The organism is Asaia sp. Ae19-3 (assembly GCF_059801175.1).
The window spans coordinates 2,752,468-2,771,274 of the sequence record NZ_JBCHWF010000001.1; the positions used below are offsets into that span (position 1 = coordinate 2,752,468).

18 protein-coding genes and 1 tRNA gene are annotated in these 18,807 nt (G+C 60.3%); 7 read left to right on the forward strand and 12 right to left on the reverse strand.

Going from position 1 to position 18,807, the window contains the following annotated elements:
- Positions 1-72: 72 nt before the first annotated feature.
- The 3 genes from speD to fbaA form a co-directional block, all read right to left on the reverse strand.
- Entirely contained in the window at positions 73-549 is a 477-nt protein-coding gene (gene speD / locus AAID99_RS12060; RefSeq protein ID WP_025841063.1) for an adenosylmethionine decarboxylase, read from the reverse strand.
- Between the two features lie 144 nt (positions 550-693).
- The gene (locus AAID99_RS12065; RefSeq protein WP_188427193.1) at positions 694-1,002 is read right to left on the reverse strand and encodes a hypothetical protein; all 309 of its coding nucleotides are present in this window, start codon (positions 1,000-1,002) and stop codon (positions 694-696) included.
- Between the two features lie 5 nt (positions 1,003-1,007).
- On the reverse strand, positions 1,008-2,117 hold the full coding sequence (gene fbaA / locus AAID99_RS12070) for a class II fructose-bisphosphate aldolase (RefSeq protein WP_188427194.1): 1,110 nt from the start codon (positions 2,115-2,117) through the stop codon (positions 1,008-1,010).
- 254 nt (positions 2,118-2,371) lie between these two features.
- On the opposite strand from fbaA, the gene AAID99_RS12075 reads away from it, so the two are divergent.
- The 3 genes from AAID99_RS12075 (at position 2,372) to AAID99_RS12085 (ending at position 4,950) form a co-directional block, all read left to right on the forward strand.
- Positions 2,372-3,058, forward strand: coding sequence for a TetR/AcrR family transcriptional regulator (locus AAID99_RS12075; protein ID WP_188427195.1), 687 nt, complete (start codon positions 2,372-2,374; stop codon positions 3,056-3,058).
- A gap of 130 nt (positions 3,059-3,188) precedes the next feature.
- Positions 3,189-3,980, forward strand: coding sequence for a glutaminyl-peptide cyclotransferase (locus AAID99_RS12080; protein WP_188427196.1), 792 nt, complete (start codon positions 3,189-3,191; stop codon positions 3,978-3,980).
- Positions 3,981-4,173: 193 nt separating this feature from the next.
- A complete protein-coding gene (locus AAID99_RS12085; protein WP_188427197.1) occupies positions 4,174-4,950 on the forward strand; it encodes an IclR family transcriptional regulator in 777 nt (258 codons plus the stop codon).
- Between the two features lie 337 nt (positions 4,951-5,287).
- Here AAID99_RS12085 and AAID99_RS12090 read toward each other — a convergent pair whose 3' ends face one another.
- Positions 5,288-5,596, reverse strand: coding sequence for a YggT family protein (locus AAID99_RS12090; RefSeq protein ID WP_229719876.1), 309 nt, complete (start codon positions 5,594-5,596; stop codon positions 5,288-5,290).
- Between the two features lie 133 nt (positions 5,597-5,729).
- On the opposite strand from AAID99_RS12090, the gene AAID99_RS12095 reads away from it, so the two are divergent.
- A tRNA-Ala gene (locus tag AAID99_RS12095) sits at positions 5,730-5,805 on the forward strand.
- A 50-nt stretch (positions 5,806-5,855) separates the two neighbouring features.
- Here the strand turns inward: AAID99_RS12095 and AAID99_RS12100 are convergent.
- Both AAID99_RS12100 and AAID99_RS12105 read right to left on the reverse strand, forming a co-directional pair.
- Complete coding sequence (locus AAID99_RS12100; protein ID WP_188427198.1) at positions 5,856-6,782, reverse strand: retroviral-like aspartic protease family protein; 927 nt, start codon at positions 6,780-6,782, stop codon at positions 5,856-5,858.
- Between the two features lie 6 nt (positions 6,783-6,788).
- Entirely contained in the window at positions 6,789-7,724 is a 936-nt protein-coding gene (locus AAID99_RS12105) for a tyrosine recombinase XerC (protein ID WP_188427199.1), read from the reverse strand.
- A 74-nt stretch (positions 7,725-7,798) separates the two neighbouring features.
- Here AAID99_RS12105 and AAID99_RS12110 point away from each other — a divergent pair, with 74 nt between their 5' ends.
- The gene (locus AAID99_RS12110) at positions 7,799-10,015 is read left to right on the forward strand and encodes a primosomal protein N' (protein WP_498494001.1); all 2,217 of its coding nucleotides are present in this window, start codon (positions 7,799-7,801) and stop codon (positions 10,013-10,015) included.
- Positions 10,016-10,143: 128 nt separating this feature from the next.
- Here the strand turns inward: AAID99_RS12110 and AAID99_RS12115 are convergent, their stop codons facing one another.
- The 3 genes from AAID99_RS12115 to ykgO all read right to left on the reverse strand — a co-directional run bounded on the left by AAID99_RS12115 (position 10,144) and on the right by ykgO (position 11,282).
- Positions 10,144-10,398, reverse strand: coding sequence for a hypothetical protein (locus AAID99_RS12115; RefSeq protein ID WP_498494002.1), 255 nt, complete (start codon positions 10,396-10,398; stop codon positions 10,144-10,146).
- Positions 10,399-10,468: 70 nt separating this feature from the next.
- Positions 10,469-11,119: a tetratricopeptide repeat protein gene (locus AAID99_RS12120; protein ID WP_498494003.1), complete on the reverse strand. Its 651-nt coding sequence runs from the start codon at positions 11,117-11,119 to the stop codon at positions 10,469-10,471.
- A gap of 37 nt (positions 11,120-11,156) precedes the next feature.
- Entirely contained in the window at positions 11,157-11,282 is a 126-nt protein-coding gene (gene ykgO / locus AAID99_RS12125) for a type B 50S ribosomal protein L36 (protein WP_023978233.1), read from the reverse strand.
- A gap of 167 nt (positions 11,283-11,449) precedes the next feature.
- Here ykgO and AAID99_RS12130 point away from each other — a divergent pair, with 167 nt between their 5' ends.
- Positions 11,450-11,842: a hypothetical protein gene (locus tag AAID99_RS12130; protein ID WP_498494005.1), complete on the forward strand. Its 393-nt coding sequence runs from the start codon at positions 11,450-11,452 to the stop codon at positions 11,840-11,842.
- A gap of 35 nt (positions 11,843-11,877) precedes the next feature.
- Here the strand turns inward: AAID99_RS12130 and AAID99_RS12135 are convergent, their stop codons facing one another.
- The gene (locus AAID99_RS12135) at positions 11,878-13,962 is read right to left on the reverse strand and encodes a S9 family peptidase (RefSeq protein ID WP_188427204.1); all 2,085 of its coding nucleotides are present in this window, start codon (positions 13,960-13,962) and stop codon (positions 11,878-11,880) included.
- 240 nt (positions 13,963-14,202) lie between these two features.
- On the opposite strand from AAID99_RS12135, the gene AAID99_RS12140 reads away from it, so the two are divergent.
- Positions 14,203-14,730 carry a YjjA family protein gene (locus AAID99_RS12140; RefSeq protein ID WP_188427205.1) on the forward strand — a complete coding sequence of 176 codons (528 nt, stop codon included), beginning with the start codon at positions 14,203-14,205 and terminating at the stop codon, positions 14,728-14,730.
- Positions 14,731-15,017: 287 nt separating this feature from the next.
- Here the strand turns inward: AAID99_RS12140 and mdoH are convergent, their stop codons facing one another.
- Positions 15,018-17,195, reverse strand: a complete 2,178-nt coding sequence (gene mdoH / locus AAID99_RS12145) for a glucans biosynthesis glucosyltransferase MdoH (protein WP_498494006.1) — start codon at positions 17,193-17,195, stop codon at positions 15,018-15,020.
- Positions 17,171-18,694, reverse strand: coding sequence for an OpgD/OpgG family glucan biosynthesis protein (locus AAID99_RS12150; protein ID WP_498494007.1), 1,524 nt, complete (start codon positions 18,692-18,694; stop codon positions 17,171-17,173). Before AAID99_RS12150 ends, mdoH begins: the two co-directional genes overlap by 25 nt.
- Positions 18,695-18,807: the final 113 nt, after the last annotated feature.

Below are 18,807 nucleotides of genomic sequence, written 5' to 3' on the forward strand. Positions count from 1 at the left end.
CTTTCCCTCATGAAAAAAAGGCCGGGCTGCTCGCCCGGCCTTATCTGCATTTCACGCAGATCCTGACATCGGTCAGGCTACGTTGTCGATCTTCTCGCGACCGCGGCGCACCTCGTCAGCGACGACGCGACCGGCCTGGAACAGGCGCTGCATGACCGGAATCGTGAGATTCGGGTCGCAGGCACCGCACATGAACACGTCAACAGCGGCGAAATTGCGCTCGGGCCAGGTGTGGATCGAGATGTGGCTTTCAGCCAGAACGATCACGCCCGACACGCCACCATTCGGCGTGAAGTGATGGAAGTGGCTGTGCAGGATTGTTGCCCCTGCGGTAACCGCGGCTTCGCAAAGCGTTGCGTCGATTGACGCAGGGTCGTCCAGATTCTTGGCGTCCCAGAAATCAATCAGCAAATGATGACCGGCGAAGCGTTCACCATCACGCTCAATAAAGTAATCCTTGCACACCTCTTCATGAGATGTGTTCGATGCGACAGTCTGGTTATCTCTCGGGAGTCCCGATACCATCCCCAGTTGAGCAAGTGCGTTCATCACGTACCTCTAAACCAGCAGACAGCCTGTTGGGCAACATGCCCCCTTGGGCCAAGGCCGCGCAATTAAAGGTCATACCCCCCGGATGCAAGAAGTTTTTGCACCCGGTCATCGTATTTTCATCAAACAGTCAGATCTGACCCATCATCCGCGCACGATACGGAAGGCGCCGAAAAACTCGACGCTGACGATCAGGGGGGCACAAGCCTCGTCAAGGGCGGCAAAGGCTTCGGGGTGGTCGGTCTTGAACTCAAGATAATCCTGATAGGACGCCCATTCGTCGATCGCGATGTAGCGCCCGGTCTGCATCACGTCTGCGATGAGTTTGGTCCCTCTGAAAGAGGGCTCGTTGCGAAATAGCCGAGCCCATGGGCCTTCAGGCCCATAGGTCGATTCGAACGTCTCGATCTGACTCGGTACGACAGCGTAGCTTCGGACGATCTCGCAGCTCACCTCCGTCAGCCCTTCGTGGCGATCGATCTGTCCTTGGAGCCCAGATCGGCAAAGGCTTCTTCCAGACGATCGACGATGCTCTTTTCGCCGACGCGCAGCCATTTGCGCGGATCGTAGAACTTCTTGTATGGCGCGTCGGTCTCGGGGTCGATCTGATGCAGGAACGCCTTTGGGTGGTCGAGCACATATTTCCCGATGCCATTGGCGAAGGCGAACTGAACATCGGTGTCGATATTCATCTTGAAGACACCATAGGAGACGGCAGCGGTGATCTTGTCCTTCTCCGAACCCGAACCGCCATGAAAGACGAGAGCCAGCGGCTTGGGGCCGAGGCCGGTCTTCTCGGCGACATGCTCCTGCGAGTGAAGCAGGATCTCGGGACGAAGCTGCACATTGCCGGGCTTGTATACGCCGTGCACATTGCCGAATGACGCAGCAACCGTGACGTGACCGAGCGGTGAGAGGCGGTTCCAGGCAACCAGAACGTCTTCGGGCTGGGTGTAGAGATGGGCGTTGTCTTCATGATCTTCGAGATCATGACCAACGCCGTCTTCCTCGCCGCCGGTGACACCGAGTTCGATCTCGAGGCTGATCCCGAGCTTGGCCATGCGGGGCAGCAGGCGCGCGCATTCAGACAGATTGTCTTCCAGCGGTTCAGCCGAGAGGTCGAGCATATGCGACGAAAAGAGCGGCGGCCGGCCAGCGGCGACCTCTGCCTCGCTCAGATCGAGCAGCCCTTCCACCCAGGGGATGAGTTTGCGATCGGCGTGATCGGTGTGAAGAATGACGCAGATGCCATATTCCTTGGCGAGAAGATGCACGTGGCGTGCCATGGCTGCAGCACCCAGCACGCGTGCCTTGTGCTGGTCAGCCAGTCCTTCACCCGCATAGAAGCGGGCGCCGCCGTTGGAGCATTGAATGATGACATCCGAGTTGTTGCGGGCTGCGGCTTCGAGAACCGCATTGACGCTGTCGGTGCCGACAACATTGATGGCCGGCAGGGCATAACCGCCCTCCTTGCAGGCGTCGATCAGGGCGAGATAGTCATCACCTGTGACAACTCCCGGGGGCAGGGCTCGGCTGGGGCGCGACGCATTCGGGCTTGTAGGGGTCATAATGATCTCATGTCTCTGATAACGGGTCGTCACGGCTATTTTATCGCTATCTGACAAAGCCGTGCCTAGACCTTTCATGGACACATTGAAGTCATTCTCGTTGCAGAACCACAGGATTTACGCGGGTTTGATAGTTTACCCTTGCGCTGATCGACCCGTTCGGTCAGTTTGTCGCCTCTCTCCACGGGAATGATGCGACACATGTCCGACCCGCCGGATCGGGGCAGGATTAACGCAGAGAACAGGTGGGCCGTTTGAACAAGAAAGAAGAGATCTCCTTGCCGACGACGGAAGAGCGTCAGGAAGAGAGCGTCTCGTGCAATGCGAAGCGCCGCCAGATTCTGGATGGCGCCGAGGCAATCTTTCTCGAATCCGGCTATGAAGGGGCCTCGATGTCCCAGATTGCCTGTCGCGCCAAGGTGTCGAAGGGCACGCTTTATAATCACTTCGAAAACAAGGCGGCTCTTTTTGGCGCTGTCATCGAGGATCTGAGCCGAAGCAAGCTCGCGCCCGCCATCTGCCAGAGCCATCTCACCGCCATCACCTGTGCCGAGGCGTTTGCACAGCTTGCCGAGCGCTTCATCAGCATCTTGCTTCAGCCCGGCCCGCTGCGTCTGTATCGCATTATCGTGTCCGAAGCGCCGCATTTTCCTGATCTTGCCGATACGTTCTGGCGTTACGGTTTTGGCAGGACTCTGAGCACGATGACCCAGTGGATCGAGTTCTGGATCGAACGCGGGGCGATCCGGACCGATGATCCGGTTTTTGCTGCCGAGCAGTTCATGGCGCTTTGTCAGACCCGGCTCGTGCAGCGCAAGCGTTTTGAACTGCCTATCGATAGCAGTGAAGAACAGATCCGGTTCGTTGCCGGACGTATCGGCAAGGCGTTCGTCGCTATTTATGGAACCGAAGCCGAGCAGGGTGCGGCACGGCAGGCGTAGATCCCGGTTTCGTGGCGGCTATGGCGTTAAACGGGTCGCCGTTCTGGTTCTGGCGCGGGATGTGATTTTAAAAACGGCGTGGCAGTGTCTATAGCGGGCGTCATAACGTCCCGTCGTAAAGTGTCGCCCGATGAATTGGTTCCGTTTCCGGCTATTTGGACTTGCCGCCTGTCTGGGTTTGATCGCCTCGACCCGAAATGATGCCATGGCAGGCGCTGTGGTGCCTGTAGAGCAGGCCGAAGTGGTGGCCGTTCTGCCGCATGACCCGACCTCATTCACCGAAGGTCTCTTTTTTCAGGATGGCTCCCTGTTCGAGAGTACCGGGCGGGTCGGGCATTCCGTCATACGAAAGGTGGCGCTCGATACGGGCAAGGTTCTGGCAGAGAGTGTTCTGCCTGACGGCTATTTTGGTGAAGGTATCGTCACGTGGCGTGACCGGCTGATCAGCCTGACCTGGCGCAGCGGAAAGGGCTTTATCTGGAGCTACCCAGGTTTGGCGAGAATCGGGGGTTTTTCCTATCTCGGTGAAGGCTGGGGCCTGACTCATGACGACCGCACGCTCATCATGTCCGATGGAACGCCCTGCCTGAGGCGCCTTGACCCTGTGACACTTCATGTCCTGGCAAAGCTTTGTGTAACAGCGGGCGGTGTACCAGTAAGAAGACTGAATGAACTCGAATATATCCACGGTGAAATCTGGGCGAATATATGGATGACGCCGGAAATAGCTAGAATCGATCCCGTAACGGGTGAAGTGAAATCCTGGCTCGATCTCACTGCGCTGCAAGAAAACATTAACTCTTTCGATCCCGATGCTGTCGCCAACGGGATCGCTTTTGATCAAAAAAATGACAGGGTATTCGTTACTGGAAAATATTGGCCAAGATTATACCAGATAAAATTTCCTGACCGTAAGCACTGATTTTCTTTGTAATAGGCACTTCTTCGGTCTTGATTACATAGATGTGACCAGAAAACGCAGATAATGGTTTATCGGGCCACGAATAACGCTATGAGATGCTCTCGCCCCCCTTGTGGAGCAATTTGAACCTTTGAATTGAACGATAAGTCCTTGAAATGAACAAGGCACCGTTCATGATGGGATGGAGCGGCACGTGGCATATTCGGATCAAGATTGGCCCCAGGGTACGCAAACCCTTGGTCGTGGTCTTTCAATCATCCTGGCCGTCAAGGCCGGGGTCGACACACTTTCCGAATTGGCGCTCGAAATCGGGTGTACGCGCAGTACAACGCAACGCCTTACTGCGGCGCTGTTGCAGCAGGGCTGGCTGCGCCTGAAATCGACCGGCCGTTACGGATTGGGAGAGAAGCTGACCACACTGACAGCGCAGGCCCAGACGGCCTCGCCGCTTCTTGGTCTTGCCGCCCCCCTGCTGCAGAATCTCAACGAAACCACCGGCAAGATGGTCCATCTCGGCGTGCGCTCTGACAGCCATGTCATCTATCTCATGCGTCTTGAGGGTCGTCACCCGCTCGCCTTGCGCACGCGCACGGGCCAGCATGTTCCGCTTGCCCGCACGGGCACGGGGCGCGCCCTGATTCTCGATGAGAGCGAAAGCGACTGGGCGCGGTTCTACCGGGCGAGCTATCGCCACATGCCTGCCGGTCTGCCAAGCTGGATCAACCGCATGCGCTTCTACCGCGCCTCTGACTGCGTGTTCGATCTGGAAGATGACGAGATCGGCGTTCACTGTGTTGCCGCGCCCGTGCGCGATGCGACCGGAGCGATTGTCGCCTCGATCAGCGTGACGGAACGTGCCGGCGAGATGCCGCTCATGCGCATGAAGGCCCTGGCGCCCCAGATACGTCAGACCGCTTCGCAGCTTTCGGCAAAGCTGGGCTGGCACGAGCTGAGCGATGTCGCCGACTAGGGGGGCCGCCGGGAACGGGTTTTCAGGGCATCTGCGACCTGATTGCGTGGGCCCCGCAGGGCGTCGTTATACTGATGGCAGGCAGGTACCGAGCAATGGCGCGTCTCATGTCTGGACGCTGCGGGTGTCCGGATACGCCGCAGGATGTGCCCGGCCGGTTTTGCAGAGCTGATCGGGCCAGAGCTCTTTAACGCGCCTCGTTCTTCTGGCAGAGAAGCTGGCCCGCGAATGAACATTCTCTGCAGCGCGGGCGCTTTCAGGGTATTCTGGGGCGTCTTGTAACCCTGTTAAGGCTGTTTCAACGCCCTTTCACCGGGAGGCGTTGGTTGGCGCTGTTTCAGTAATGGGATTGCAGGGACAGCATGACGAGCTGGCGCAACGCCGGGACAACCAGATATTGCAGCGCCAGCAGCACCGCCAGCGGGCTGAGATCGAGCATACCGAACTGAGGCAGGATCGACCGTACCGGGTTGAGAACGGGCTCGACGATCCGTCCGAGAAAGACGGCGACATTGTAAACGAAGCGGTTGCTGGGATCGAGAATTCTGAAACCCAGCAGCATGCTCATGACGCAATAAAGGACCAGTGCCCAGGTGAAGACCTGGATCAGCATCATGATGATTTTGTAGAGGGTAAGGATCAGCACGTCTGGTCTCTCTGCAGGAAGGCAAGGCATTTCTTCTAACGCCTGACACAGGCCTCGCACAACCGAGCCCAGGCATTACAGGCCGTCAATCTTGACTTTGACATGAATCCGTGTAGCCTCCGTCGCGTTCCGTGGGGCTGTAGCTCAGATGGGAGAGCGCCTCGTTCGCAATGAGGAGGTCAGGGGTTCGATTCCCCTCAGCTCCACCATGGAATCCTTTCCAGATCCCCCGCCAGTCGACTTGGTCCCGCCTTCCGTCTCAACGTACCCAGACGCGGCCAGCGCTCAGAGAAACCCAGATATCGTGCTGGGCAAACCAGTCTGCACCAAGCAGCATATCCACATTATCGCGCATGTCCGAAACGGTCAGAACCGGGTCTTTCCAGATCGGGTTACCGCTACCGGCTGTCTCTTCGCCGAGATGCAGCGCATGGAAGCGATGCCAGTGATACCAGCGCGCATTGAGATCGACACCACTGGTCACGCCGCCCGGATCCTGACGCAGAACATCGTCTGTAATGCCCATCGCATGGGCGAAGCGTCGCGAGAGAATATGTGAGCGTGCGCCGCTATCGAGCAGGGCTGTGCCGCTTTGGCCGTCCAGTGTGAAGGAAACGGTCAGTCTTGTGCCCTCATGTCTGGCCTTGAGGGTTGTATAGCCGGCTGGCCATGACGGTTTCGCCACGCAAGTACCGCTTTGGCCGACGGGGCGCCAGAGAGTGAGACGCTGATGGGGGACATCGAATTCGAGATCGAAATGCTGGAGCAGATCGACCCCCATCAGCCCGGCAATGGGTGGGGTCAGGATCGGCAGGCCAGGCAGCGCGCCCAGCGGGATGGAGCGCTGACCCAGAGGGATTAGGCCGAGGGAAAGCGCGCGTATCAGCATGTTGGGCGCAAGCTGGCCGCGGTCATTCGGGCCCTGAATGACGGTTGCATGGGCAGGGTCGGGCGTCAGATGCAGTGCCGCCGCCGCTTCGGGCGTGATCAGACTGCCTTCGGACCCGGTATCGAGAATGAAGCGCGCCTGACGCCCGTCGAGCACGACAGGCGCGTTGAGAAACAGCGCGTCGTTGTGGAGCGGGATCTCTGCAATACGCTCGGCGGCGCAAGGCGTGGCCATAGCACGAGGGGGCAGAAATCCGGCCATGATCATGGCGGGCAGGGCAAGAGCAGGGCGCAGCACGTGTTCTTATTTCCTTGCGCGTGGGTGAGCCTGCCAGACGGCAAGGAGATGATTTTCATCAGCCAGCGTATAGTTTTGGGTCGTAGAAAGGCTGGCATGCCCCAGAAGTTCCTGTATGGCGCGCAGATCGGCGCCGCCTTCCAGAAGATGGGTGGCGAAGGAGTGCCTCAGACTGTGCGGGGTGGCGCTGGCATCCAGCCCGCCCTGTTCGCGCCAGAGCTGCATCACGCGTCGCGCTACGGCAGGCTGCAGGCGCTTGCCGCGCAGCCCGACAAAGAGCGGCGCCTCCGGTATGGGGCAGGGGTGATGGACGCGCCAGGCCGCAAGAGCTTTTGCGACATGAGGCAGAAGCGGCACCAGACGTTCCTTGCCGCCTTTGCCCACCACACGCAGGCCATTTTGCGCGGCCCGGTCATGATCGCGCACGTTCAGCGACAGGGCCTCGCCTATACGCAGCCCTGCCCCATATAAGAGGGTGAACAGGGCCTCATCGCGCGCGGCGCAGAGCGGGTGCTCGGCCAGCGCCGCCATTTCAACAGGAGCCGTGCGTGCGACGTCGCGCGCTAGGGGGCGCGGCAGACGTTTACGGGTTTTCGGCGCGCTCAGCTGGCTCAATGCCGAGGCGCTCACCCCATGGATGGAATTGAGATAGCGGGTGAAAGACCGCAGGGCCGAGACCCGTCTGGCACGCGAGCGGGCGCGGCCATCGGGTGTCCCTGGCTGCATTTCTGACCGGCTTGCGTCATGGGCCAGCCAGGCGCGAAAATCCGCCGTGCGCAGAGCGGCGAAAGCGTTCAGATCGGGCTCCTGCCCCAGATGCTCACCAAGAAAGCCGAGTGCCGATGCCACATCATTGCGATAGGCCTGCACGGTGTTCGGGCTTGCCCGTTTTTCATGCGCCAGCCAGTCCAGCCAGTTTTCGAGACATTCATGCATCTGCATGACGGCGGACCTCGTCTCGGTTAAGAGGACAGGGCAGAAGGGGGCGCTCAGGCAACATGACGGAACCGAGCTTAATGAAGCTGACAGCAGATGGCGAGAGAGCGGTGCGTGTCAGCGTTCTGCTGCCGCTGCCTTTTCCGACACCGCTCGATTATCTGGCCCCTGAAGGGCGTGTTTCCCCCGGCGATCTGGTTAGCGTGCCCCTGGGGCGCAGGCAGGAAACTGGTTGTGTATGGGATACGCAAAGCGATGTCCCGGCCGATTTTGCGCCCGCACCTGCCAGAGAGGTTGCCCTCGCCCGACTGAAGCCGATCCTCGGGCAGCTCGATCTGCCCCCGATCCCGGCTGATCTTCGGCGCTTCATCGACTGGCTGGCTGCCTATACGCTGACCCCACCCGGGCTCGTGCTGGCCATGGCCATCAGGGCGCGCCACACACAGCCGACCCGCGTACAGCTTGGCTGGATCAGGGGGGAGGCCGATCTTGCCGGGCTACGCCTGACCGAAGCCCGGCAACGCGTACTCGATGCCATAGGGGATGTGCCGCTTTCGACGGCAGCGCTGACAGAAAAAACCGGCGTTTCTCCCGCAGTGCTGCGCGGCCTCGCGTCGGCGGGCGTTCTGAAAGAGGCCCCGCTCGTCGTTGCGCCTCTTTTTGCGCCTCCCGATGCGGGATTTCACCCCCCTCACTTGTCAGAGGAGCAGCGCGAGGCCGCCGATCATCTGTCAGAAGGGGTCAAGGCCCATCGTTTTGGTGTCACGTTGCTGGAGGGTGTGACCGGGTCGGGAAAGACAGAAGTCTATTTCGAGGCTGTGGCTGCCTGTCTTGCGGCCGGGCGGCAATGTCTGGTTCTGCTGCCTGAAATCGCTCTTTCCACCCAATGGACCGACCGTTTCGCACGCCGTTTCGGTGTGCAGCCTGCCTTGTGGCACTCCGAGCTTGGCGGCAAGAAGCGCCGGGAGACCTGGCACGCCATCGCTCAGGGGCAGGCGGCTGTGGTCGTTGGCGCGCGCTCTGCCCTGTTTCTGCCCTTTCCCGATCTTGGCCTCATCATCGTCGATGAGGAGCATGAATCCGCTTTCAAGCAGGAAGAAGGCGTGACCTATCATGGTCGCGACATGGCCATCGTCCGGGCGCGCCTTTCCGACGTGCCGGCGATACTGGTCTCGGCCACGCCCAGTCTCGAAACCCTGACCAATGTAGAGAACGGGCGATACCAGCATGTCACCCTCCATAGTCGTCATGGCAATGCGACCCTGCCCGATGTCAGACTGGTCGATATGCGACGCGCCCCGCCGGAGCGCGGTCAGTTTCTGTCGCCGGAACTCGTTGCCGCCATCAGCGCGACCTTCGAGCGTCAGGAACAGGCCATGCTGTTCCTCAATCGCCGAGGCTATGCGCCGCTGACGCTGTGCCGCAGTTGCGGCCATCGCATGGAATGCCCGAACTGTTCCGCCTGGCTGGTCGAGCATCGCGCCCGTCAGATGTTGACCTGCCACCATTGCGGTCATCATGAGGCGCTGCCCGAAACCTGCCCGTCATGCGATGCCGAAGCCAGCTTGGTGGCGATTGGCCCCGGTATCGAGCGTGTTCATGAAGAAGCACGGCTGCATTTTCCCGACGCGCGTATTCTGGTCATGGCATCCGACACGCTTGGCTCGCCCTCTGCGACAGCTGAGGCCGTGCGCCGCATCAGTGACCGGGAGATCGATCTTGTCATCGGTACCCAGATTGTCGCCAAAGGCTGGCATTTTCCTGATCTGACTCTTGTAGGTGTGGTCGATGCCGATCTCGGGCTGGGCGGGGGCGATCTGCGCGCCGCAGAGCGCACCGTGCAGCTTCTGCATCAGGTCTCTGGTCGTGCCGGTCGTGCCGACAAGCCGGGCGCGGTGCTTCTGCAGAGCTATCTGGGCGACCACCCGGTCATGAAGGCGCTCGTCTCGAACGACTATCAGGCCTTCATGGAACAGGAATCTGCTCAGAGAAAGCCCGGTTTCTGGCCACCATACGGGCGTCTGGCAGCGTTGATTGTCAGCGCCGATTCCGCCGAAGCCGCCGATCGTCTGGCTGCCACGCTGGGTGCCAGAGCGCCCGAACTGCCCGGAACGCAGGTGCTTGGCCCCGCTCCAGCGCCTCTGGCTATTTTAAGGGGTCGTCATCGCCGACGCCTGCTTTTGCGCACACGGCGCAACGTAGCCGTGCAGCCTATTCTGCGGCAATGGCTTGAGGGCGTGAAGCTTTCGAGCCATGAGCGGATCGACATTGATATCGATCCGATTTCGTTTCTGTAGGAAGGTTGCGAGGCACCGTCCCGCCCCCCAAAAAGGAGATCGCCCCTCTTATCCCGTTGCGGGATATTGAGGGGACGACGACCTTTTGTCGGAGGCAAGGGAAGTACCTCCCGACAGGAGAGGCTTTTTCAGGCAGCCTTGTCTTCGCGCTTGGGCTTGATGGCCTTGACCACGAAGGTGACGATGGCGATGACGGCGAGAATATGCTGCAGATGGGGGCGCAGCTTCTTGGGGCCGAACAGGCTGAGGAAGGTGAGGCCACCCAGAATGGCTTCTTTCGTCTGCGGCTTGGCAGAGCAGCACATCTTGCTGATGCAGCAGCCTTTCTTGCCTTCGTCCGGGGCGGTCAGTTCAGTGACCTTGGCTTTGTTCTTCTTGAACATCGGATTCTCCTTTGACGTCTCTGTCTTATCAAACAACGCAGACGCGACAGAGTTGAGATCGTGACGTGCTTTAAATCGGACGTCCATCCACGGCGGCCTGCAATGTCTTCACACGTTTGGCACCATTGCTGGCAAGCGGATCGACGACAAGCACCTGCCGGGCGGCGGCGAGAGCGGCTTTCATGTCATGTCGCTCTTCCTCTATCTGAGAGAGGAGCTGCCATGACAATGGATCGTCAGGATCTTTCTGAAGGGCGACGCCAAGGTCGCTGATAGCCCCTTCGAAATCGCCTGCCGCGTAGCGTACGCGGGCGCGGCCGCGGCGAATGAAGGCCTTGTCCGGCTGGAGGACAAGCGCATTGTCCAGAGCGGCCTCGGCCTTGCGATAATCATGAGCCTTGAGGCTCGAATCGGCATTTTCGAGCAGAAGGCGCGTGCTGGTCGACAGGCCCTTCTGTCGTAGGGTTTCAGCGCGGCGCTCCAGCTCACGGGCTTCCGTTGCGGTCTTTGCCGCACGCAGCGCCTTGCTGGTCTCTTGCAGCGGATCGGGTTTCGGCTTGGCGGGGGAAGTGGCCTTGGCAGAAGGCGCTATCTGGCTGGGCTGAAGAGCCGGAACAGGCGCGGCATGGGTAGAGGAAAGCGTAGAAACGACAAAAGCCGCGCTGCTGAAAAGCAGACACGGCCTGACGACGGCCCGGTAAAGGGCCGTGCAATGCGTCAAAACGGGGCGGTGGCTCCGTTTCGGCATCAACAGGAGATTAGCCCTGGCGTGCTTTCATACGCGGGTTCTTCTTGTTGATGACATAGACGCGGCCACGACGGCGAACGACGCGGCAGTCCTTGTCGCGGAGCTTTGCGGATTTGAGGCTGTTACGGATCTTCATGATAATTTGCTTCCCGGGCCATGCAAGACGAACGGGCGTCGCGCCCGCGAGAGGTGGTCGGAATACTAACCGGCATGGCGGGAGTCAACTCTTTGCTGCGTTTCCCGGCGCCGAAAGCCTTTATTTTGGGCGTTTTCAAAGGAGAGAAACGCAATTATCCTGATTCCATGAAGAAAGCCCTGCCTGTTTTCGCCATCCTCCTCCTGGGACTCCCACTTGCGGCCCAGGCTGCGCCTCATCCGAAAAACGATCCGGCGTCGGTGCTCAACCGGATTCTCGGTGTGCTACAGACCGACCCGGACTCGGCGAGCGATACATGCGTCGAAGCGCTGAAGGAACTGCACAAGACGCAGGGTATCGTCGCCAATCAGGATACCGACAGCAACAACCAGGATGCTGCGGTCGCCCGCGACGTGCTCGAATCCGATTTCGAGGAAACGATTGAGGTCTGCGGGGCCGATGCGCGCAGGCTGTGCCGTACCAAGGGCGAGAGCGACCCCAAACTGCCGCCGCTCTGTGCGGCTGCCCAATCCCGCCCGCCGAACGAGAATGACGACTGACAATCAGGCCCGGCGCTTTGCCGGGCCTGTTTTGATCAGAGTGGGCGTCGTTCCATGGCCCACAGGGCAAAGCCCTGCACATAGGCCACTTCTTCGAGACGCTTGAACCGGCCTGAAGACCCTCCATGACCGGCATCCATGTTGATGCGGCACAGGAAGGGCCCACCCTGGGCGATTTCGCGTAGTTTCGCGATCCATTTCGCGGGTTCCCAATAGGTCACGCGCGGGTCTGACAGACCGCCCATGGCCAGAACCGGCGGATAGGCAACGGGCCGGATGTTGTCATAGGGCGAGTAGCTGGCGATCAGGTCATAGGCGTCACCGTCTTCCAGCGGATTGCCCCATTCGGGCCATTCGGGCGGGGTGAGCGGCAGGGTGTCGTCAGACATGGTGTTCAGCACATCGACGAAAGGTACCTGTGCCGCGATACCAGCGAACAGATCGGGGGCGAGATTGGCGACTGCCCCCATAAGCAACCCGCCTGCCGAGCCACCATGGGCGACGATGCGCCCTTCCCTGCCATAGCCCTGTGCTGCGAGATGACGCCCACAGGTGACAAAATCGGTGAAGCTGTTGGGCTTGTGCTTGCCGCGCCCCTGAAGGAACCAGTCCCAGCCCTTTTCCGATCCGCCACGAATATGGGCAACGGCATAGATCCAGCCACGATCTACCAGACTGAAGACAGAGGTGCTGAACCCGGATTCCATCGAGATGCCGTAAGAGCCATAGCCGTAAAGTAGCAGCGGTGCCGTGCCATCGCATGGCGTGTCACGGCGCTTGAGCACAGTGATCGGCACTTCGGCACCATCAGACGCACGGGCAAAAAGACGCCGCGTTTCATACAGGGCCGGGTCATGACCTGACGGAATCTCGCGGATCTTCTGCAGGGTCTGGGCGCCGCTCGCCATATCGACATCGTACCAATGGGCCGGCGTGGTCGGTGACTCATAGATATAGCGCAGTGTCGTATCGCCATATTCGAGAAAGCCGAGCAAGGTGAGGTCGAAGGCTTCCTCCTTCATGCCGATGGTTCTGGCCTCGGCACGTACCGGACCTTGCACATCCTGACGGATGACATGGATTTCGATATTGCCATTCACCCGTTCGGACCAGGCGAGATAATCCCGGCTGGCGGCGGCGCCAAGCAGGAAGCGACCCGGCTCGTGCGGCACGAAGGGCGTCCAGTTTTCGCGTGACGGCGAGGAATCCGGCACCTGCATGAACTGGAAATCGATCGCGTTGCCGGTATTGGTCAGAACGATGAAGCGGTCATTCCAGTGCGTGAAGTTGTAGCGTTCGCCTCGTACCAGAGGAGACGCAACCTGCGGCATCTGTGTCGGGTCGCTGGCAGGAATGAGAAGCGTCTCGTTGGTATCGTGATCGCCTCGTTCAATCACGATCCACTTGCGCGACGCCGTGACATTCAGGCTGACGAAGAAGCCCGAATCCGGTTCGTCAAAGACCAGCACATCCTCACCACCGGCGAGCGGACGGCGATAGACCCGTGACGGACGGCCATTATCGTCGCGATAGACCCAGAACAGCCACTGGCTGTCAGGCGAAATGACGAAGCTGCCTGCGGCACTCTCGACCGCAGGGGCATAGGCCTTGCCTGTTTCGAGGTCGATACTGTGCAGGCGATAGACTTCAGAGCCCTGCATGTCTGCCGCGTAGACGAAGACCCGATGATCGTCGGAATGGCGTGTGCCCGCGAGCGCGAAATAGGCATGCTCCTTTGCAAGGGCTTCGACATCGAGAAGAACCTGCTCATCCCCTCCGGCGCGGGGGCGACGCAGATAGACCGGATGCTGGGCGTCTTTCGCAAAGCGCGAGAAATAGAGCCACGCGCCATCGGGCCAGGGTACGGAATCCTCGGCGGGCGGGATACGCCCGATCATTTCCTTGAGCAGGGCCTCGCGCACGGGCGCCGTTTTTTCGAGGCAATGCTCGGTGTAGGCGTTCTCTTCGCGCAGGGCCTCGGCAATATCGGTTCGCAGCAGCGATGGGTCGCGCAGCACCTTCTGCCAGTTCTCATCCTTCATCCAGGCATAATCATCCTGCCTGACACGTCCGAGCTGGGTGATGGTGTGCGGGACGCGCCGGGGAGCGGGGGGGATCATGGCAAGGCCTCGAAGTTGTTCAGAAACAAGGTCGGTAGAGTGCGGCAGAACAGGATGCGCCTCAACGCCCTAAAATTCTGTTTCTGCGAAGTTTCGATGTGAGAACAAACCTGCGCCCGGCTCACATGTTACAAAAGCACACGTCCTTCACCCCGGCATTCGGCTTCGGGAGAAAGCGTTTTAACGGCCCCCGGCTTTGCAGGCGGGGTCTGACGAAGAGCAGACAAAGGATAGTTTTTCATGTTCGCACGTACTTGCCTCGGCCTGACAGCTCTGTGCAGCCTCGTTTTTGTTGGTGCAGCTCACGCCCAGCAGGCTCCCGTTCCCTCGGTTGCGCCTGGCACTCAGTCCACCGTCATGCCTGCCGGATCGCTGCCCGTGCACCGCGATGGCGCACCGCATGCGCCCACCAACGTCATGCAGTCGGTTGGCGGAGCCGAAGTGAGCGACACGGTGTCGACTGCCGCCACGCCGGGCGTGCTCGACACCTATGGTCTGCCCTCGCTCGACTCAGCGAAGGCTGGCAATCTGGCCGGGCTCGCAAGCTACTGCGTGCGCAACCACCTTGTGCATGGCACCACCCTGCGCGTTGTCGGTCGCACCCTTGCCAAGCGTCCTGACGTGAAGAACGATCAGTATTATTCGCTCGGCGGCAAGGGCCTGCTGCAGACCAGCACGAATGTGCCGTTCGATGTGTCCACGCTCGACCTCAGCCATCGCACGCAGCTCTGCGCGCAGGTCGGCCAGCGCGGTCAGGACTACAAGTAAGTCCTGCCTGTAAAAGCATTCGCGAAGGGGCCAGTCCGCAAGGGCTGGCCTTTTTACTATGTCGGGGGTGTTTTCTGTTGAGGCTTCCCGAGGGGCTTCGCCCCTTTCCCCGCTAAAGAACAGCCGTCGTTGAAGCGGGATCGAAGGGGCCAGCCCCTTCGCGTCTCAGGGTGGCACCCTGACGAGGCTTTGCAAGCCATGCAGCCCTGCGCCCGGTCAGAAAAGCATAGCAGGGACTGAAAAAACCAACCCCTCTGCGGGTCCGGGGCAAAGCCCCGGATGCCGCTTCAGTAAGGCAGAGCCAGCACCAGATCGAGGCCTTCTGCACTGCAGAGAACAGCGGCCTTTTCCTGACGCGTGAGCACGTTGAGGGCATCGGCGACAGAAGGAGCCTCGCGCAGTTTCAGCAGACCGACAACGAGGTTGGCATCGATGGCGGTGCCGGGTTTACGCGGGGCGGGCAGGGCGCGGCGATGCTCGGCCACCAGTTCGGGATCGACGCGCAGGGCGGCAAAAGCCTCTTCGGGTGGACGGTTGGGCATGGCTTCAGCCTGTGTCCGGCGCAGATCGTTCTCGGCGGCCAGCTGCAGGATGGGCGGCAGAGCGGTTTCTTCAGGAATCAGAAGCAGCCCCCAGCTTTTCAGCCAGAGTCCCACATCACGGCTGGCCGTCATGGCCGCCAGCGGTATGGCAAGCGCGAGGCCGAGCAGAACCGGTGTCATCCAGAGGAACAGCGAGAAGGAGACAGACCAGGCAGCGGCAGCCATGACGACACCGAAAGCGGTGTAGATCCAGTAGCCGTGAGCGATTTCCTTGAGGGAAACGCGACCGTCATCGCGGTTCTGGGCGTTCCAGCCAGAATCGCGCCCGCGCAGGATGGAGATCACGCCCGAGGTATGGATGAGCATGGCGATGGGGGCGATGAGGCCACCGATGAGTGTCTCGAGAGCAATGGAGGCCGTCAGGCGCAGTACCCCGCCACAGCTACGCAGCATGGCGCGGTCGAACAGCGTCGTGATCAGAGCAAGCGCCTTGGGGGCGAGCAGTACAGCCATGGTGCCGATGAACACGTATTTTGCCTGTACCGGATCGACCTGCGGCCAATGCGGATAGAGGGTCTTGGTGTCACCGAAATATTCCGGCCGGTCGAAATGCGACTGGAGCGAAATCAGGATGCCGAAAAGCAGGAAAAGCAGCCAGAGCGGTGAGGTGATATAGGCGCCGATGCCGACCATCATATGCATCCGGCTGACCCAGTGCAGGCCGCGTGACAGCACGATCTTGCCATGCTGCAGATTGCCCTGGCACCAGCGACGGTCGCGAATGGCAACATCGGTGAGCGAGGGCGGGCTTTCTTCATAGGAGCCGAAAAGACCGGGGATCATGTGAATGGCCCAGCCGCCGCGACGCATGAGGGCCGCTTCGACAAAATCATGGCTCAGAATGCCACCACCAAAGGGTTTGCGACCCGGCAGATGGGGCAGACCGGCCTGTTCGGCAAAGGCGCGCGTGCGGATGACGGCGTTATGGCCCCAGTAATTACCCTCGGAGCCGTGCCACCAGGCAATGCCATGGGCGATGAGCGGGCCATAGACACGCCCGGCAAATTGCTGCATCCGCGCAAAAAGCGTCTTGCCACCGATGATGACGGGCAGGGTCTGGATCAGGGCCACTTTCTCGTGGCGCTCCATGGCCGAGACGGTACGGACGATCAGCCCGCCATCCATGACGGAATCGGCATCAAGCGTCAGCATCTGCTGATAGGCCCCGCCGAAGCGCTTAACCCATTCTTCGAGATTGCCAGATTTGCGGTCGATATTCTTGGGGCGGCGACGATAGAAAACGCGACCCTGACCATGAACGGCCTCGACGAAGGCGAGATAGGCGCGCTCTTCACGAATCCAGACATCCGGATCGGTCGTGTCGGAAAGCAGGAAGAAATCAAAAGCGTCGATACGGCTTGTGGCCACCAGACTGTCATGAATGGCGCGCAGCCCGACCAGAACGCGGTCGGGGTCTTCGTTATAGGTGGGCATGAGCACGGCTGTGCGTGTCATGAGGGCAGGCAGCGGCGTGTCACGCGATATGCCCAGCCCAAGCCCGCCATGGCGCAGTACCGAAACGAAACCGGCCAGGGACGAGGTGAAGGAAAGCGAGATCCACGCCCCGAGAATGACGAACAGCGCAAGCACGATAATGCCGAGCGTCGAAACGCCCATGCTGTTCAGCACCCGGTTCATTTCAAAGGCGCCCCATGCCGTCAGGAGGATGGCGCCTCCGATGACGAACAGGCGACGCAGCCAGAGAAAGGGCGGCGTGGTGGGGGGATGACGGTCACGCCCGAACGTCTCGGGACGCTGACGCAGGTTCTGCGTCGGCATCTCGAGAGGCGATTCCGCCGGAAGCACGTCGAAAGGGGTGAATTTGCGGGGAAGGCTGCTCACGGCGTCCAACGATACATCCATTTTTCGGAAATCGGGCCCTGCTCATTGGCAAGCTGGCAGGTCAGCTCCGCCAGCTTCGCGCTGCCCGGATAGAATTCGAACGTCGTGCGCCAGCCCTTGATTTCAGGATTGGGCTCGACCACCACATTCTTGATGGTGCCGGTCGAGGCCTGCGGCAGAAGATGGAAAGCGGCGTTGGGCGGCAGGTTCTCGAAGGGCTTGCCGGTAAAGTCGATAACGAACATGCGGCCATCGGCATGGTCGGTCACGGCGCCGATGCGGGTGGCGCCGATACGGGCGAGATCGGTCGGCCAGGGCGTGTCCCAGCCCCAGTACATGCGGTAGGTATAGGCATATTCATGCCCGGCCTGCATGGTCTGCTTGGGGCGCCAGAACGAGACGATATTGTCGTTCACCTCGTTGGGAGTCGGGATTTCAACCAGATCGACGGCGCCTTCGCCCCAGTCGCCGATGGGTTCGATCCACAATGACGGGCGCTTTTCATAATTCAGCGCAAGATCCTCGAAATCATGGAACGAGCGGCGACGCTGCATCAGGCCAAAGCCATGCGGGCTGGCATCCTGGAACGCCGAGAACTGCAGATCGACTGGGTTGTTGAGCGGGCGGTAAAGCTGCGCGCCCGTCCCGGTCCACATCTGCAACGCTTCGCTGTCATGAGCGCCCGGGCGCCAGTCATCGACATGATTGCGGTTATTGGCGTCGAAATAGAACATGCCCGTGAGAGCCGCCACGCCGCCTTCGGTGATGTCGGTGCGCGGATAGAAGCTCGACTGCACATCGAACACCGTGGTGGCGCCGGGGCGAATGGTGAAACGGAAAGCGCCCACGACCGAGGGGCTGTCCATCAGGGCGTGAATGACGACGGAATCGACACCGGGCTTCGGCTTCTCAAGCCAGAATTCGCGGAAGAGGGCGAATTCCTCGCCCTTCGGATCGCCCGTGCCATTGGCAAAGCCGCGTGCTGAAAGACCGTAGTTCTGGCCCTTGGCGACGGCGCGGAAATAGGAAGCGCCAAGGAATACGGCGCATTCTTCCATGACATTGGGCGTGTTGATGGCATTGCGCAGGCGCAGGCCCGAAAAGCCGAGATCGTCGGTCACGCGCAGCATCGGATCGGGATAGGTGAACATGTCGGGGTCATAGACGATGGGCGTCGATTGCCCGTCTATGACCTCGTTCATGTTGATACGTGGGCGGTACAGAAAGCCACGCGGGAAGAATTCGACGTCGAAGGCCAGATTCTGACCGCGCCATAAGGCGCGATCTTCTTTGTAGGCAATACCGCGAAACTGGTCGAAATTCATATTGTCGATGGCGCTGGGCAGAGATTGCTGCGGCGCCTTGTAAGCCGATTTCGACAGCTTCTGTGCGATGAGGCGTACGGTGTTATTGTCGAACGCCGTCGCCTGCGGCGCGGCGGCAGGGGCCGCCCGGGCGATCTTGCTAGCCCCCAGTATCGAGAGGCCAGCACCGATTTTTACAAGGTCGCGACGCAGCACTATGACTTTCTCCAGCAGGCCCGGCCGGAAGCCGGGTGATGTCTGATTTTCCTAACGCCCATAAGTTACTTTGGGACACAGGAAAACTCGCCTGCCTTAGAAATCTGTCACGA

What these genes read in the sequence shown, in the direction of transcription:
- AAID99_RS12080 (WP_188427196.1), top strand. Translation starts at nt 3,189, where the DNA reads ATGAATTGGTTCCGTTTCCGGCTATTTGGACTTGCCGCCTGTCTGGGT.
- speD (WP_025841063.1), bottom strand. Translation starts at nt 549, where the DNA reads ATGAACGCACTTGCTCAACTGGGGATGGTATCGGGACTCCCGAGAGAT.
- ykgO (WP_023978233.1), bottom strand. Translation starts at nt 11,282, where the DNA reads ATGAAGATCCGTAACAGCCTCAAATCCGCAAAGCTCCGCGACAAGGAC.
- AAID99_RS12105 (WP_188427199.1), bottom strand. Translation starts at nt 7,724, where the DNA reads ATGCAGATGCATGAATGTCTCGAAAACTGGCTGGACTGGCTGGCGCAT.
- AAID99_RS12135 (WP_188427204.1), bottom strand. Translation starts at nt 13,962, where the DNA reads ATGATCCCCCCCGCTCCCCGGCGCGTCCCGCACACCATCACCCAGCTC.
- AAID99_RS12140 (WP_188427205.1), top strand. Translation starts at nt 14,203, where the DNA reads ATGTTCGCACGTACTTGCCTCGGCCTGACAGCTCTGTGCAGCCTCGTT.
- AAID99_RS12115 (WP_498494002.1), bottom strand. Translation starts at nt 10,398, where the DNA reads ATGTTCAAGAAGAACAAAGCCAAGGTCACTGAACTGACCGCCCCGGAC.
- fbaA (WP_188427194.1), bottom strand. Translation starts at nt 2,117, where the DNA reads ATGACCCCTACAAGCCCGAATGCGTCGCGCCCCAGCCGAGCCCTGCCC.
- AAID99_RS12110 (WP_498494001.1), top strand. Translation starts at nt 7,799, where the DNA reads ATGAAGCTGACAGCAGATGGCGAGAGAGCGGTGCGTGTCAGCGTTCTG.
- AAID99_RS12130 (WP_498494005.1), top strand. Translation starts at nt 11,450, where the DNA reads ATGAAGAAAGCCCTGCCTGTTTTCGCCATCCTCCTCCTGGGACTCCCA.
- mdoH (WP_498494006.1), bottom strand. Translation starts at nt 17,195, where the DNA reads ATGGATGTATCGTTGGACGCCGTGAGCAGCCTTCCCCGCAAATTCACC.